The following is a 14425-nucleotide window of genomic DNA, read 5'->3' on the forward strand; positions in this document are numbered from 1 at the left end:
CTATGAAAATCATGAATTGCCCGCTCAACGGGCCGCGCAACATCAGCGAGTTCACCTACGGCGGGGAGCTCAAGCAGATGCCCGATCCGCAGACCTGCAGCGACGCCGAATGGGCCGACTATGTGTTCAACAGCGAAGACACCCTCGGCGTGGTCCGCGAATGGTGGATGCACAACCCGTCCAGCTACTGGTTCCTCGCCGAGCGCCACACCGGCAGCGACGAGGTCCTGCGCACCTTCGACCCGAAAGAACTGTTCACCGCCCGCGTGGACTTCACCGCCGCCAAGGAGACCGCGCAATGAGCCGTCTAGCCGCGCCCATGGGCTTGCTGATCGACCGCAGCCAGCCGCTCGCCTTCAGTTTCGACGGCAAGCCGTACGAGGGTTTTGCTGGCGACAGCATCGCCAGCGCCTTGCTCGCCAATGGCCGTTTTCTGCTGTCACGTTCGTTTAAGTACCACCGGCCTCGCGGCCCGCTGAGCATGGCCGGGCAAGACGCCAACACCCTGGTGCAACTGCCCCGCGAGCCCAACGTGCTGGCCGATACCTGCCTGCTGGAAAACGGCGCGCAGGTCACCGGGCAGAATTTCAACGGCTCGCTGGACAACGACAAGGACGCCTACCTCGGCAAGTTCTCGAAATTCATGCCGGTAGGCTTCTACTACCGCTCGTTCTACAAGCCTAAGGGCGCGTGGAGACTCTGGGAGCCGATCATTCGCAAGAAGGCCGGCCTGGGTGTGCTCGATCTGAGCTTCAAGCCGGAGTACTACGACAAAGCCTATCTGTTTACCGATCTGGCGGTGATAGGCGCCGGGCCTGCCGGTTTGCAGGCAGCGCTGACCGCCGCCAATGCCGGTGCCAAAGTGCTACTGATCGAACAGCAGCCGATTCTCGGCGGCTCGCTGACCTACGCCCGTTTCGACATCGAAGGCAAACGCGCCGAGACCCTGCGCCGCGAGTTGGTCGATGCGGTCGAGGGCCACGCCAACATCCGTGTGCTGAAACAGGCCACCTGCAACGCCTGGTTCACCGACAACTATTTGCCGGTGATTCAGGGCAAGCGCATGTACAAGGTGCGCGCGACGCAGTGCCTGGTCGCGAGCGGCTCGTTCGATCAGCCGGTGATCTTCCGCAACAACGACCTGCCCGGCGTGATGCTGAGCAGCGCCGCGCAACGCCTGATGAAGCTATACGCGGTCAAACCGGGCAACCGTGCCGTGGTGCTGACCGGCAACGATGACGGTTATCTCACGGCGCTGGATCTGCACGATCAGGGCGTCGAGATTGCCGCGCTGGTGGACATGCGCGCCGGCCCTGCCGACCGCGCCCTGTTTCTGGCTCTGGAAAAACGCGGAATCGCCTGCCACCTTGGCAGCACCGTGTATGAAGCGCTGCACGAAAAAGGCATGCGCCATGTCAGCGGTGCCGATGTCCGCAAGATCACCGGGCAAGGTCAGGTCGCCAGCAGCGGCCTGACCCTGGACTGCGACCTGCTGTGCATGTCCGGCGGCTACATGCCGGTCTATCAGTTGTTGTGTCAGGCCGGCGGCAAGCTGGCCTACGACGATCAACTGGCCGAATTCAGCCTCAGCGGCCTGCCGAAAAACCTCAGCGTCGCCGGTTCCGTGCATGGCTATCATGCGCTGGACAACGTGCTCGCCGACGGCATTCATGCCGCCGCCGAAATCGTCACGGCGCTGCAACTGGACCTTACGGCCAAGCCGTTGCCGATGCGTGCCGAAGCCCAGGTCAACTTCCCGTGGCCGATCTTCCCCCACCCCAAGGGCAAGGATTTCGTCGATTTCGACGAGGACCTGCAGGTGCGCGACATCATCAACGCCACCAAAATCGGCTACCGCGACGTGCAACTGGTCAAGCGCTATTCAACGGTCGGCATGGGCCCGTCTCAAGGCCGCCATTCGGCCCTGCCGACCGCGCGGCTGGTGGCCTCGGCAACCCAGCGCAGCATCAGTGAGACCGGTGTCACCACCGCACGGCCGCCGTTTGAAGCGGAGAAACTGGCCCATGTCGCCGGTCGCGCGTTCGACCCGTACCGGCAGACGCCGATGCACCGCCGCCATCTGGATGCCGGGGCAAAAATGATGCCCGCCGGCATCTGGCAGCGTCCGGCCTATTACGGCAAACCGAGCGAGCGCGACGCGTGCATGCAGGCCGAAGCGCTGCATGTGCGCAACAAGGTCGGCATCATCGACGTCTCGACCCTTGGCGGTCTGGACGTGCGCGGTCCTGACGCCGCCGAACTGCTCAATCGCATGTACACCTTCGCCTTTCTCAAGCAGCCGGTGGGTCGTTCGCGTTACGCGCTGATGACCAACGAACATGGCGTGGTGATCGACGACGGCGTCTGTGCCCGTTTCGCCGAGAACCACTTCTACGTCACCGCCACTACCAGCGGCGTCGACCGCATCTACCAGCAGATGCTCAAATGGAACGCGCAGTGGCGGCTGGATGTCGACATCGCCAACGTCACCGCGGCGATTTCGGCGGTCAACGTCGCCGGGCCGGATGCGCGCAAGGTGCTGGAAAAGGTCTGCAGCGATCTGGATCTGTCGGCGCAAGGCTTCCCCTATCTGGCGGTGCGTCAAGGCACGGTCGCGGGGATCAAGGCGCGGCTGCTGCGGGTCGGTTTCGTCGGCGAACTGGGCTATGAAATCCACGTCCCGGCACGGCACGCCGTGCAGCTGTGGGACGCGTTGATGGAGGCCGGCAAGGACTTCGACATTCGCCCGTTCGGCGTGGAAACCCAACGCCTGCTGCGCCTGGAAAAAGGCCACGTGATCATCAGCCAGGACACCGACGGCATGACCCACCCCGGCGAGATCGACATGGGTTGGGCGGTCAGCCGCAGCAAGCCGTTCTTCGTCGGTCGCCGCTCGGTGGACATCCTCGAAGCGCAGCCGCAGACCCGCAAGCTGGTCGGTTTCACCTTGCCCAAGGCCAGCCCGCAACCGCTGGAGGGGCATCTGGTTCTGCAAGGCCCTGACATCAGCGGCAACGTGACCTCCTGCGAATACTCGCAAACCCTCGACCGCATCATCGGCCTGGCCTACGCCGGTTTCGAGCAAAGCACGCCGGGGCAGCAGATTCCGATCCGCGTCGAGGACGGCGTGATCGTCCAGGCCACGGTGGTCAAGCTGCCATTCTTCGACCCTGACAACCAGCGCCAGGAGCTCTGACATGTCCAGCCTCAATACCGAACGCTACATCGCACCTGCTCCGCTTGCCGGCGGCGCCCTGCAACCCTGCGCGCTGCTGGACCTGACCGACCTGCCACGGGTCGGCTTTCGTGGCCGGGAAACTGCCGACTATTTGCAGGCTCGCGGTTTCAGCCTGCCCGATGCGCCCAACCGCGCCGTCAGCCAAAGCGACGGCAGCCACGTGGCGCGGCTGTCGCAGACCGAGTACCTGATCCTCGGCAGCCCACACGACCACGGCGAACGCATCGCCGACGAGGAAGCGCGCTGGGAGCTGGACCACACCGCCAATTACCTGCTGCCGCGCCAGGACAGCCATGCGTGGCTGCAATTGAGCGGCGTATGCATTGCCGAAGTCATGGCCAAGCTCTGCGGCGTCGACCTGCGGCCCCACGCCTTTGCGCCGGGGGCGGTGGCGCAGACCTCGGCGGCGCGGATCAACGTGATCGTGATCAACGTCGGCGATCAGACCCAGCCGGCGTTCCAGATCCTCTTTGACCGCGCTTCGCTGGCGTACTTCAAGGATGCGGTGATCGATGCCATGGCCGAGTTTGGCTGACTCCGCAGCCCTGCCGAAACGGGCTTGCCCTGCGAACACCTGTAGGAGCGCGGCTTGTCCCGCGACCTGCCGGGAACCGGCAGTAAAACCGGTGAACGCGGCGTGTCAGGAAAACCGCGTGTACCGGTTTTACGACGGGTTCCCCGTCGGTCGCAGGACAAGCCAGCTCCTACAGAAAAAGCAGCGCATATAAGTGAGCGCAGGGCAAACAAAGGCCGCAATTCGCGGGAGAGAACGCGTCGATGAACATGCCCGAAACACCCGACAAAGACACCGACTACAGCGTCCCCGCCCTCGCCCGCGGGCTAAGCGTGCTGGCGATGTTCGACGCGCGCACGCGCAGCCTGAGCATGCAGGAAATCGCCGCACGGCTCGGCGTCAGCACCTCGGCGGTGTACCGGATTCTGTTCACCCTCACCGACATGGGTTATCTGAACAAACACAACACCCAGTACGAGCTGGGCGCACGGGTGATCAGCGACGGCTTCAGCTATCTGGCCAGCCGCGACATCGTCGAAGTGGCGATGCCGCACCTGAACGACCTGCGTGACCGCACCTCACTGTCTTGTCACCTGAGCATCCGCGAACACACCGACAGCCTGTACCTGTACCGCGCTTTCGCGGCTCAACGCCTGTCGGTGAACATCCCGGTGGGTACGCGCATCGGCTGTCACTGCACGGCCATGGGCCGCATGTTGCTGACTGCTCTGGACGATACCGAGCTGGCCGCGCTGTATCAGCACATACGTCTGGACGATTACCCGACGCCCGCGCCGCGCACCCTGCCGGAGTTGCAGGCGTTGATCGCGGCAGACCGTGAACAGGGCTGGGTGTTGCACCGCTCGGATTACTCGACGGCAATTGCCACCGCCGTGAAAGACCACACCGGCCAGGTCACGGCAGCGATCAACCTGTCCGGGCCCGACGCGGTAATGGACCCGGACGGTGCGCGAGAGCGGTTTCTGGCGTTGTTGTTGGAATGCAGCCTGCGGATCAGCCGAGAGTTGGGTTATCGAGAGGTCTAACGCAAGCACCGCAAACCCGGTGAGAGGCTGATATTTCCCGGTTGAAGCCCGGGCTGTAGGAGCCGGCTTGCTGGCGAATGCGTCAGCTCAGTCAGCACACCATTGACTGGCCTGACGCCATCGCGAGCAGAGCTCCCTCCCACAGGTTTTGTGGTGTCAGGTACATTTCAGCCCGGCACTGCCCATGTGGGAGCGGGCTTGCCCGCGAAAGCAGCGGATCCGTCAGCACACCATTGGCTGACCTGACGCTTTCGCGAGCAGGGCTCCCTCCCACAGACGTCATCGGTATCAATGCCCGAACAACGCCTGCATCTGCGGGTAGCTCACGCCGCTGTGGGTCACCGGTTCCGAGCGTCCCTCCTCAAGGAACCCACGGGCCAGTTGTTCGGCATGGCCCAGCACGGTCAACGCCACACTGGAACCCGCACTGAGACGATGCACGCCAAGCTTCGCCAGTTCGTCGGCCGCCGGCAGCCCCGGTCGGGCCAGCAGGTTGATCGGCAGGTCCACGCCCTGAACGATGGTCCTGATCTGCTCGACATCGGTCAGCGCCGCGACAAACAACCCGTCAGCCCCTGCCTGTTGATACAGACGGCCACGCTTGAGGGTTTCTTCGACCTGCCGTTCCGCCGGCACCAGGCTCGCCAGATAGACATCGGTGCGCGCGTTGATGAACACGTCCAGACCGATGTGCACAGCCATGTTCTTGATCGCTTCGATTTTCCGCGCCAGCAGCTCCGGCGCATCCGGGCCGTCTTCGATGTTGATGCCCACCGCGCCGACTTCCAGCACCCGCTTGACGTGGTCAGCGACGCTGCGCGGGTCGTCCGAGTAGCCGTTTTCAAAGTCCACCGACAGCGGCACGTTGATAACCCGCGCGATGTTCGCCGCCACGCTCACCGCCGTGTGCACCGGAAATACCCGGCCATCGGCGTAGCCCTGGGACCACGCCACACCGGCGCTGGTGGTGGCGATGGCTGTGGCGCCAAGGCTTTCGAACAGCCGCGCACTGGCGACGTCCCAGGCGTTGGGCAAGCGCAGCACGGTGGGTTGATGGTGCAATTCACGGAACGTACGGGCAGAAGCAGGCATATCCATCTCCAATGACTTCAGGGGGCGTTGCGTTGCAATGGGTTCGAGCGGCTGAGTCTAGAACAGCGACGCCTGGGCCGGCGCTTCTTCGCCGACAGACTTTTGCACCGGAACGGGTGCGCAGCCTTCCAGGGTCAGCAGCAACTCCTTGGCCGCCAGGCCGCCGGCAAACCCGGTCAGCGCACCGGAGCTGCCGATCACCCGGTGGCACGGCGCGATGATGGAAATCGGGTTCTTGCCATTGGCCGCACCGACCGCACGCACCGCCGCCGGATTGCCGATCTGCACGGCAATGTCGCGGTAGCTGCGGGTTTCCCCGAAAGGAATGGTCAGCAAGGCCTGCCAGACCTTTTTCTGGAACTCGGTGCCGTGAAAGTCCAGTTCCAGCTCGAAACGGTTGCGGGTGCCGGCGAAGTATTCCGCCAGCTGCTGCTCGGCACGGTCGAGGATCTCGCTGCCATGGTCTTCATCCATAGGGCCGAGCAACACACGGTTGGGCCGCTCGTGCTCCCAGAGAATCGCCGCCAGACGCGGCCCCTTGGCGATCAGCTTCAACTGGCCGACCGGGGAGTCGATGAAACGGTAGGTGAACGTCATTGGGCAGTCCTCGCAAAACGGTCAGGCGCCAGTCGGTCAAGGCAGTCGGGCGCTGTGTCAGGTGCCGATACTAAACCTTCAGGCGCCGCGCACCATCCAGTTCTTGCGCTGGAATTCATCCTCAGCGGTCATTTTCGTCAACGACCGGCAACTACACTGAAAAAGCGCGCTGACTTTGACTCTCAGGGCCTGCAAGTGCGCAACGCATGATTTCCGATATGGAGAGTGAGCCAATGCCCCCTTTCGACCTGTAATACGCCAATCGACACCCGCTCGTTAACCCGATCATGTCCGCTAAGGATCAGTGGAGATCACCATGAACGCGACATCCGCATGTACGCCGTCAGAACAAAAGGAATTATCAGCCATTCTCGACAGCGCTCAGACTGCAATCCGCCATAAACATTATCAGGAGGCTTTTGAACTTCTGATTCCACGTCTCGCCTTGTTTTATGACACCGTCCCGCCGGCGAACATCGACGCGCTGCGCGAACAGGCTCGTCGGCACCCGGTCTTTGCGCTCTGTCAGCAAGATCCGTTTACCCGCCGGGCCTATATCAAACCCAGAGGCTACGCCGGCGATGCGGTCATGATGGATTACATCTACTTCGGCAAGACCGTCGAGGATTCGGAACACGGACACCGGATATTTGAATTCACCACACAAGGCTCCATGGGCTTGTCCGTTCACTTCCGCCGCACGTTGCTGACGGCGTACCTGAATGACGTAACGCTGCACCACCAGAAGCCGCGCATATTGTCAGTCGCGTCAGGGCATTGCCGGGAATTCGAAGGTTCAATGCCGGCCCGTGCAGGATTCGCCGGTGAAATGATTGCGCTGGATCAGGACGAAGCGTCCTGCAGGACCGTCGAAGCCTTGTACAACGGAAGAGTCAGGACAGTCACCGCGAGGATATCCGACTTCTTCAGCTCCGCTCTTCCCGTCCAGGGGACTTTCGATCTTATCTATTCGGCCGGCCTCTATGACTATCTGGCACCCGATGTCGTGACTCAACTAAGCCAGGCGCTGAAACACTTGCTGAACGATCAGGGCCGATTATTGATCTGTAACTTCAGTTTGAGCAGCGCCGGTCGCGGTTACATGGAATTCATGATGGACTGGCGCCTGCGCTACCGAAGTCAGGAAGAAATGATCTCGCTGATGACAGATGACTCCGACGATAAAATCAGCGCCTTTTCCGATCCCCACGGCAATGTGACGTACGTCGAACTCACCCGCCGATATCCACAGACGCATTGATCACACTCGGGCACCCATGAAGTGCGCCTGGCAACCCGAGCACGCAGGATGCGCCGGCACATCCTGCGTGCTCGGGTTGCTGGATGGCTCAGCCGCCCTTGGCCTTGCCGGCCACATCGGCCGCCGAATTCCAGATATGAATCGCCGCATAGGCTCGCCACGGTTTCCACGCTTCGGCCCGGGCCTTGTGCAACGGCAGCCGGGTCAATGACGGGTCCTGCAGGGTCATGAGGTTCATCAGCACCAGGTCCGACGCCGGCCATGCGTCCGGGTCGCGCCAGGCACGCATGGCGATGTATTCCACGGTCCATGGCCCGATGCCCGGCATCGCCAGCAACTGGCGGCGCAACTCGCTGGTGTCGCCGTGGGCCGGGCTGAGTGACAGCTCGCCACTGGCGACCGCTGACGCCAGCCGTTGCAGGGTTTCCACGCGCTTGCCGGGCATGCCGATCTTGTCCAGGTTGGCCGCCGCCAGCGCCTCGGGCGTAGGAAAACGCCAGGCCAGCGGCGCTTCGGGGTCATCCGCCAGTTGCACGCCGGCCCGTCGCACCAGTCGCCCGACGATGGTGGTCGCGCCTTTGACGCTCACCTGCTGGCCGACGATGGTCCGCACCACCAGTTCGAACCCGGAAAACGCCCCCGGCACCCGCAGCCCGGGACGTGTCTGCACCAACGACGCCAGCCACGGATCCGAGGACAGGCTGCGGTCGATGTCCTGCGGTTCGGCATACAGGTCGAACATGTGGGAAATCGGCTCGATCAACGCATCGATATGCCGGCTCGCCTCACCCGCCACCGTCGCGATCAGGTGATCAGCGCTGCCGGCAAGCACCACCGACAGGGTGCCAGTACAGCCGTTGAATTCGATATTGCGCCGGTACTCGCCGCCCACCACCGCCTCGACCCCGGCCGTCGCCCGCGCGGCAAAGAAATCGAGCATGCGTTGCCAGTCGAAAGGCGGTTTGAACGGGAGTTGGCGGGTAGCGTGGAGAGGCGGTGTGTCGAGCATCGGTGGGCGCCGGCAAGGATTTGGACCGGGGGGAAGCTAGCGCAAATGTGGCCTCAGCACAAAACATGTGGCGGATACGTCCCTCGTAGGAGCCGGCTTGCTGGCGAAAGCGGCAGTTCAAACCCCACAACGCAGGTTGACACACCGCATTCGCCAGCAAGCCGGCTCCCACGGCCTTCGGCCAGAATCAAAAACGCGGTGTCCATGAGGGCGTGTATCACGTCGGGCAACCCACTGCCCCGCCGTTGAGGTTCTGTTTGTAGTTCTCGTACTGCAACTGCGCCTTGCCGTTGGTCCATTTCAGGGTCAGCACCAGCACCGAATCGAAGTCGTCGCCCATCCAGTCATCGACCAGCTTAAGCTTCTTGCCCGAGGCCTCTTCGGCGACCTTGTTGATCAGCTCCGGCAAGTAGCCATGGGACCAGGCGGTGTAGATGGTCGCGTCGTGGTACTTGTCGCGCATCAATTCGTCGGCCAGGTCGCCGGTGTCGTTGGCGGCGTAATCGATGTTGACCGGCAGCCCCAGCTTGATCGCGCTCGGCCCCACGGTCATCAGCGGGCGCAGGTAGCTGTAGGATTGATCGCCCTCACCTTCCTCGACATGGCGGCTGGGGTTGGCGGCGAAGATGAAATCGGCCTTGCCGAAGGTGTTCGGCAGTACCGTCGACAGGTCGATGGCGCGATTCAGGCCCTGACAGTTCAACTGGCCCAGGCCCATGGCGGGTTTCTCGGCGTGACGCAGGAACACCAGCGTCTGCGTGCCGTTTTTCGGCTCGGCGTGAACGCCTTTGCCGACGGCGAACCAGAACACCGCCGAGCCTGCCAGCAAGAGCGGCATGGCGTAATACGCGCAACGACGCAGTGACCGTGTGAGTACGGGGGATGTGGAAAAGGTCATGACAATCCGGGGTCTGAGAGTACGTGAGAGGCTGCGCGCCCTGGTGCTACGTCCTTGTGAGCCCAATACCTTGCTGGCGAAATGAAGCCTAGCGGGGGGTTTATGTCCGTATGAAGAATGACTGTCAGATGACAAAAAGCCTCAGAGGTTGCAGGCAACCTGCTGATTTTCCGGATTAATCGCCGAACGGTAAGAACGCGCTCAGCGGCGCCTGCAAATCACCGCACTGATCAGCACCGCCAAGCCGGCCAAGCTGTAGACCCAGATCGGCGAGGCGATGGGCAGCAACACACCGGCCAGCAACGGCCCGACACCGGCGCCGACATCGCGCCACACGGCGTTGCCTGCCAATGCCTGCACCCGGCCGGCGCCAGGGTTGCGTTCGGCGACCAGGGTGGTCACCAGCGGCAGTTGCAGCGCCCGCAGGATCAGCACGCTGCCCGCGCCGATGATCAGCCAGTGCAGGCCGAAGAAGGTCAGCGCCACCGCCGTCAACGCCGAAAACACCACCAGCATGCGCACAGCCCCAAAGCTGTCCGCCGCGCGACCGCCCAGCGGGCTCAGGAGCATTTCCGAGACATAACGCAGCGCCAGCAACACCCCGGCGATGACCACCGCGTTGCCGCCCAGCACCTCCTGCGCATGCAGCGACAGACCGAAAATGAACAACCCGTCCAGCGCCACGCCTTCGATAAACGACCACATGGCGACACTGTCCGGCGCCTTGAAGCGGCGTCCAGTGGCGCTCGGCATGGCGTGGGGAGTGTTCGGCAGGCGGCGAGCGATCAGCAAGGCGCCAAGAGAGAAAAACGCCAGGATCAGAAAGATCAGCCGTGGCCCGAAATACAGGCTGATCAATGCGCCCAGCGGCAGCGCCAGCATCGGGCCTATGGCGATGATCGCCCGTGACCGCCCTGCCCGCCGTGCCGCCCCACCGGGTTCGGAGGTCGCCAACGCCTGGGTCGACAGGTTCAGCGCGCCAAACGTCAGGCCCCAGCCCAGACGCAGGATCAGCAGCCACCAGAAGCCGGTGAAAAACGAGTTGCCGAAGGCGCACAGCGCCGAGACCAGGGCGGCGAGCATCACCGTCGGACGATCGCCACGACTGGCGTAGAAACGCATCACGTAGCTGTAGCCGAAGATCCGCACCAGCCGATTGGCCGCCAGCAGAATCCCGGCTTCAGGCAGGCTGATGCCGAATGCGTCGGCATTCATCGGCAACAGCAGGTACAGCAGCACATCGCTGGGCAGGCACAGGCTGAGAACGGTTGCGGAACGGCGGGAAGCGACATCAGCATCACGGGCAGCCACGGCAGACATGCGCAGAAAGGTCCTGTAACAAATTTGAAGCAGCAGGATGCAGATCAGCGGTGCGTAAGGCAAGCCGCAATCATGATGGCGGGCCTTGTAGGAGTGAGCTTGCTCGCGATGACGTTCGTGCAGTCGCATCGATGTTGCCTGACTGACCGCTATCGCGAGCAAGCTCACTCCTACAGAGACTTGTGTATCTGCGGGAATTTCGACAATGCCCCATACCGTAGGAGCGCGCTTGCCCGCGATGGCAATCGCTTCTGGCCGAAGGCCGTGGGAGGGAGCTCTGCTCGCGAATACCGTCAGTCAGACGCTGATGAGTCGCCTGAATTGACGCATTCGCGAGCAGGGCTCCCTCCCACAGGAGTTCACGTCGACAGTGTGTGGACATATCCACGCCGGATGTGATCCCGCACCTTTCATCCGATCCCGAGTTGACGAAAATTGTACTTTGGTGTTTCCTGAAACCGGTTTCAGGGCGTTACGCGCTCTGCGAAAAAAGCCTGCTGACAACTCCAATAAGGGTCAGGCCGTGAACAGTATTCCGACACCGACGCGCAACCGCGTCACCATGAACGACGTGGCCGATCTGGCCGGCGTCTCCAAGGCCAGCGTTTCGCGCTTCATCGGCGAAGACCGCCAGTTGCTGTCCGAGGCCATTGCCCGGCGTATCGAACAGGCCATCGACACCCTCGGCTACCGCCCCAATCAAATGGCCCGCGGCCTCAAGCGCGGCCGTACGCGGCTGATCGGCATGCTGGTGGCGGACATCCGCAACCCCTATTCCATAGCGGTCATGCACGGCGTCGAAACTGCCTGTCGCAAGCACGGCTATAGCCTGGTGGTGTGCAACACCGACCGCGACGACGAACAGGAGCGCCTGCACCTGGCGGCGCTGCGTTCGTACAACATCGAAGGCCTGATCGTGAACACCCTCGGCCATCACCTCGATGAACTGCGCGAATTGCACGACGAACTGCCGATGGTGCTGGTGGACCGCAAGGTCGAGCAACTGCCCAGCGATCTGGTCGGGCTGAACAACGTCGCCGCCGTCGAGCAGGCGCTGGATCACCTGCACGCTCAGGGCTACCGCGACATTCTGATGATCAGCGAACCCCAGGACGGCACCAGCTCGCGGATCGAGCGTGTCGAAGCGTTCAAGCACGGCATCGGCCAACGCAAGGACATGCGCGGTGAGGTCGGTGAAACCGGCGAATCGCTGCGCCCGCGGCTACAGGCATTTCTGGCGCAGGACGACCACGGCGCCAAGGCGCTGTTCACCGGCAACGGCGTCGCCACCCTGACCACCACTCGCCTGTTGCACGACCTGGGCTGCCACCTGTTCGACGACGTTGGCCTGATCGCCCTCGATGAGCTGGACTGGTATCCGCTGGTGGGCAGCGGCATCACCTCGCTTGCACAACCGACCCACGAAATCGGTGTGACTGCCTTCGAATGCCTGCTCAACCGCCTGCGCGGGGACCAGGAGCCGGTGCGGCTGTTCGACTTCCCGGCACAACTGGTCGTGCGCGGTTCAACGCGACAGCGACCCTGAATTCTCTCTGATGAGTACCGCAGGTCACCCGGCCTGCTGACTTGAAGAACTTTCCTTCAGATCTTTACCTCGAACAAAAATGAAACCGGTTTCAGGACAATAACAATGACCCCATATCCCGTTGCAATCAGCCTGGGCGCCTACGGCGCCGACCTTGTCCGTCAGCGCGGTCAGGCCAGCTTCATTCCCCTGCTGGCAGACGCTGGCGTCACCCGCATCGAACTGCGCGAAGAGCTGTTCACCGGCGGCGAAGACTTCCCGGCGCTGGCCGAATCGATCCGCGCCCATGGCCTGGAAAGCCTGTATTCGGCGCCACTGGAGCTGTGGCTGGACGGCCAGAAACAGGCCAACCCACAACTGGAGCCGACCCTGGAACGCGCCACCGCCTGCGGCGCTGCCTGGCTGAAAGTCTCGCTGGGCCATTTCGACGAAGACAGCGACGTCGCGGCGCTGGCCGACCGTCTGGCCCGTTACGACGTGCATCTGTTGGTGGAAAACGATCAGACCGTACAGGGCGGGCGCATCGAACCGATGGCTGCCTTCTTTGCTCGTGTCGAAGCCCTGCAGATGCCCATCGGCATGACCTTCGACATCGGCAACTGGATGTGGCAGCAACAGTCCGCCAGCCACGCCGCCGAACGCCTGGGACGCTACGTCGAATACGTGCACTGCAAGGCCGTTTCGCAGAACGCCAGCGGCAAGCTGATTGCCGTGCCGCCAAGGGACGCTGACCTGCATCTGTGGGAGCAGTTGCTCAAACACATGCCCGCCGGGCTGCCCCGCGCCGTGGAGTACCCGCTACAGGGTGAAGACCTGCTGGAGGTGACCCGCGTGCAGGTCGCCGCCCTCGCCCGCCTCGGCCGTTCCCGTCAACCCCACAGCGAGGCGCTGAGCCATGTCTGAGATCGATATCCTCTCGTTCGGCGAAACCATGACCATGCTGGTCGCCGAACAGGCCGGTGATCTGGCAGCAGTGCGTCATTTCGAAAAACGCATCGCCGGTGCCGACAGTAACGTTGCCATCGGCCTGTCGCGGCTGGGCTTCAATGTGGCTTGGTTGAGCCGGGTCGGTCAGGATTCCATGGGCCGCTTCGTCACCGACAGCCTGCAACAGGAAGGTGTCGATTGCGCCCACGTGACCGTGGACGTCGCCCATCCCACCGGTTTTCAGTTCAAGTCGCTGGAGCTGGACGGCGCCGATCCGGTGGTCGAGTACTTCCGTCGCGGCTCGGCAGCCAGTCACCTGTCGGTCAATGACATCGTCCCCGCCCTGCTCAAGGCCCGGCACTTGCACGCCACCGGCATTCCGGCGGCGCTGTCGGAAAGCTGCCGCGAGCTGTCCCATGTACTGATGACCCAGATGCGCGACGCCGGACGCAGCGTGTCCTTCGACCCGAACCTGCGCCCGTCGCTGTGGCCGGACCGGGCGACCATGGTCCGTGAAGTCAACCGCCTGGCCGGTCTGGCGCACTGGGTGATGCCGGGGCTGGCCGAGGGCGAAATCCTCACCGGTCATGACACGCCTGCCGACATCGCCAAGTTCTATCTGGACATGGGTGTCGAAGCGGTGGTGATCAAACTCGGGGCCAAGGGCGCCTATTACCGCACCCAGCTGAACGAGGCCTTCGTGCCCGGCGTGCCGGTCGCCAAGGTGGTCGACACCGTCGGTGCCGGCGACGGTTTTGCTGTCGGCGTGATCAGCGCCCTGCTGGAAAACCTCGATTTCGCCCAGGCCACCGCCCGTGGCAACTGGATCGGCAGCCAGGCCGTGCAAAGCCGTGGCGACATGGAGGGCTTGCCCAGCCGCGCCATGCTCGACGCCGCCGAGCAGCGACCGGGCGCACGACGCCAGCGCGCCTGACCGTTTTCGCTGTGTATCCCTAACGTTCCCATCACCTGCTGCG

At 63.1% G+C, this 14425-nt stretch carries 13 protein-coding genes; 8 read left to right on the top strand and 5 right to left on the bottom strand.

Features of this window, described 5'->3' with window-relative positions; all coding sequences use genetic code 11:
• Positions 1–2: 2 nt before the first annotated feature.
• From ACIPL0_RS08115 to ACIPL0_RS08130, 4 genes are all read left to right on the top strand, one after another.
• Positions 3–302, top strand: a complete 300-nt coding sequence (locus ACIPL0_RS08115; protein ID WP_400595268.1) for a sarcosine oxidase subunit delta — start codon at positions 3–5, stop codon at positions 300–302.
• Complete coding sequence (locus ACIPL0_RS08120; RefSeq protein WP_400595266.1) at positions 299–3196, top strand: 2Fe-2S iron-sulfur cluster-binding protein; 2898 nt, start codon at positions 299–301, stop codon at positions 3194–3196. Before ACIPL0_RS08115 ends, ACIPL0_RS08120 begins: the two co-directional genes overlap by 4 nt.
• A gap of 1 nt (position 3197) precedes the next feature.
• On the top strand, positions 3198–3773 hold the full coding sequence (locus ACIPL0_RS08125; protein WP_400595264.1) for a sarcosine oxidase subunit gamma: 576 nt from the start codon (positions 3198–3200) through the stop codon (positions 3771–3773).
• Between the two features lie 248 nt (positions 3774–4021).
• A complete protein-coding gene (locus ACIPL0_RS08130) occupies positions 4022–4798 on the top strand; it encodes an IclR family transcriptional regulator (protein WP_400596028.1) in 777 nt (258 codons plus the stop codon).
• Between the two features lie 288 nt (positions 4799–5086).
• Here ACIPL0_RS08130 and ACIPL0_RS08135 read toward each other — a convergent pair whose 3' ends face one another.
• Both ACIPL0_RS08135 and ACIPL0_RS08140 read right to left on the bottom strand, forming a co-directional pair.
• The gene (locus ACIPL0_RS08135; protein ID WP_400595262.1) at positions 5087–5890 is read right to left on the bottom strand and encodes an isocitrate lyase/phosphoenolpyruvate mutase family protein; all 804 of its coding nucleotides are present in this window, start codon (positions 5888–5890) and stop codon (positions 5087–5089) included.
• A gap of 57 nt (positions 5891–5947) precedes the next feature.
• Complete coding sequence (locus tag ACIPL0_RS08140) at positions 5948–6487, bottom strand: methylated-DNA--[protein]-cysteine S-methyltransferase (RefSeq protein WP_400595260.1); 540 nt, start codon at positions 6485–6487, stop codon at positions 5948–5950.
• A gap of 316 nt (positions 6488–6803) precedes the next feature.
• Here ACIPL0_RS08140 and ACIPL0_RS08145 point away from each other — a divergent pair, with 316 nt between their 5' ends.
• Positions 6804–7748: a class I SAM-dependent methyltransferase gene (locus ACIPL0_RS08145; RefSeq protein ID WP_400595258.1), complete on the top strand. Its 945-nt coding sequence runs from the start codon at positions 6804–6806 to the stop codon at positions 7746–7748.
• 88 nt (positions 7749–7836) lie between these two features.
• On the opposite strand, the gene ACIPL0_RS08150 is transcribed toward ACIPL0_RS08145, so the two are convergent.
• From ACIPL0_RS08150 to ACIPL0_RS08160, 3 genes are all read right to left on the bottom strand, one after another.
• Positions 7837–8757, bottom strand: a complete 921-nt coding sequence (locus ACIPL0_RS08150; protein ID WP_400595256.1) for a DNA-3-methyladenine glycosylase family protein — start codon at positions 8755–8757, stop codon at positions 7837–7839.
• A gap of 217 nt (positions 8758–8974) precedes the next feature.
• Positions 8975–9595, bottom strand: a complete 621-nt coding sequence (locus tag ACIPL0_RS08155; protein ID WP_400596026.1) for a hypothetical protein — start codon at positions 9593–9595, stop codon at positions 8975–8977.
• 261 nt (positions 9596–9856) lie between these two features.
• Positions 9857–10975, bottom strand: a complete 1119-nt coding sequence (locus tag ACIPL0_RS08160) for an MFS transporter (protein WP_400595254.1) — start codon at positions 10973–10975, stop codon at positions 9857–9859.
• A 562-nt stretch (positions 10976–11537) separates the two neighbouring features.
• Between ACIPL0_RS08160 and ACIPL0_RS08165 the strand changes: the two genes are divergently transcribed.
• The 3 genes from ACIPL0_RS08165 (at position 11538) to ACIPL0_RS08175 (ending at position 14382) form a co-directional block, all read left to right on the top strand.
• Positions 11538–12521, top strand: coding sequence for a LacI family DNA-binding transcriptional regulator (locus ACIPL0_RS08165; protein ID WP_400596024.1), 984 nt, complete (start codon positions 11538–11540; stop codon positions 12519–12521).
• A 105-nt stretch (positions 12522–12626) separates the two neighbouring features.
• Positions 12627–13424, top strand: a complete 798-nt coding sequence (locus tag ACIPL0_RS08170; protein ID WP_400595252.1) for a sugar phosphate isomerase/epimerase family protein — start codon at positions 12627–12629, stop codon at positions 13422–13424.
• Positions 13417–14382 carry a sugar kinase gene (locus ACIPL0_RS08175; RefSeq protein WP_400595250.1) on the top strand — a complete coding sequence of 322 codons (966 nt, stop codon included), beginning with the start codon at positions 13417–13419 and terminating at the stop codon, positions 14380–14382. Before ACIPL0_RS08170 ends, ACIPL0_RS08175 begins: the two co-directional genes overlap by 8 nt.
• Positions 14383–14425: the final 43 nt, after the last annotated feature.

It is taken from the genome of Pseudomonas sp. NPDC090208 (assembly GCF_044746785.1).
Classification (GTDB): Bacteria; Pseudomonadota; Gammaproteobacteria; order Pseudomonadales; family Pseudomonadaceae; genus Aquipseudomonas.

Excerpts from the sequence above, each read along its gene's own strand:
- ACIPL0_RS08170 (WP_400595252.1), top strand. The coding sequence starts at position 12,627 with ATGACCCCATATCCCGTTGCAATCAGCCTGGGCGCCTACGGCGCCGAC.
- ACIPL0_RS08125 (WP_400595264.1), top strand. The coding sequence starts at position 3,198 with ATGTCCAGCCTCAATACCGAACGCTACATCGCACCTGCTCCGCTTGCC.
- ACIPL0_RS08175 (WP_400595250.1), top strand. The coding sequence starts at position 13,417 with ATGTCTGAGATCGATATCCTCTCGTTCGGCGAAACCATGACCATGCTG.
- ACIPL0_RS08120 (WP_400595266.1), top strand. The coding sequence starts at position 299 with ATGAGCCGTCTAGCCGCGCCCATGGGCTTGCTGATCGACCGCAGCCAG.
- ACIPL0_RS08140 (WP_400595260.1), bottom strand. The coding sequence starts at position 6,487 with ATGACGTTCACCTACCGTTTCATCGACTCCCCGGTCGGCCAGTTGAAG.
- ACIPL0_RS08150 (WP_400595256.1), bottom strand. The coding sequence starts at position 8,757 with ATGCTCGACACACCGCCTCTCCACGCTACCCGCCAACTCCCGTTCAAA.
- ACIPL0_RS08155 (WP_400596026.1), bottom strand. The coding sequence starts at position 9,595 with ATGCCGCTCTTGCTGGCAGGCTCGGCGGTGTTCTGGTTCGCCGTCGGC.
- ACIPL0_RS08135 (WP_400595262.1), bottom strand. The coding sequence starts at position 5,890 with ATGCCTGCTTCTGCCCGTACGTTCCGTGAATTGCACCATCAACCCACC.
- ACIPL0_RS08115 (WP_400595268.1), top strand. The coding sequence starts at position 3 with ATGAAAATCATGAATTGCCCGCTCAACGGGCCGCGCAACATCAGCGAG.
- ACIPL0_RS08145 (WP_400595258.1), top strand. The coding sequence starts at position 6,804 with ATGAACGCGACATCCGCATGTACGCCGTCAGAACAAAAGGAATTATCA.
- ACIPL0_RS08130 (WP_400596028.1), top strand. The coding sequence starts at position 4,022 with ATGCCCGAAACACCCGACAAAGACACCGACTACAGCGTCCCCGCCCTC.
- ACIPL0_RS08165 (WP_400596024.1), top strand. The coding sequence starts at position 11,538 with ATGAACGACGTGGCCGATCTGGCCGGCGTCTCCAAGGCCAGCGTTTCG.
- ACIPL0_RS08160 (WP_400595254.1), bottom strand. The coding sequence starts at position 10,975 with ATGTCTGCCGTGGCTGCCCGTGATGCTGATGTCGCTTCCCGCCGTTCC.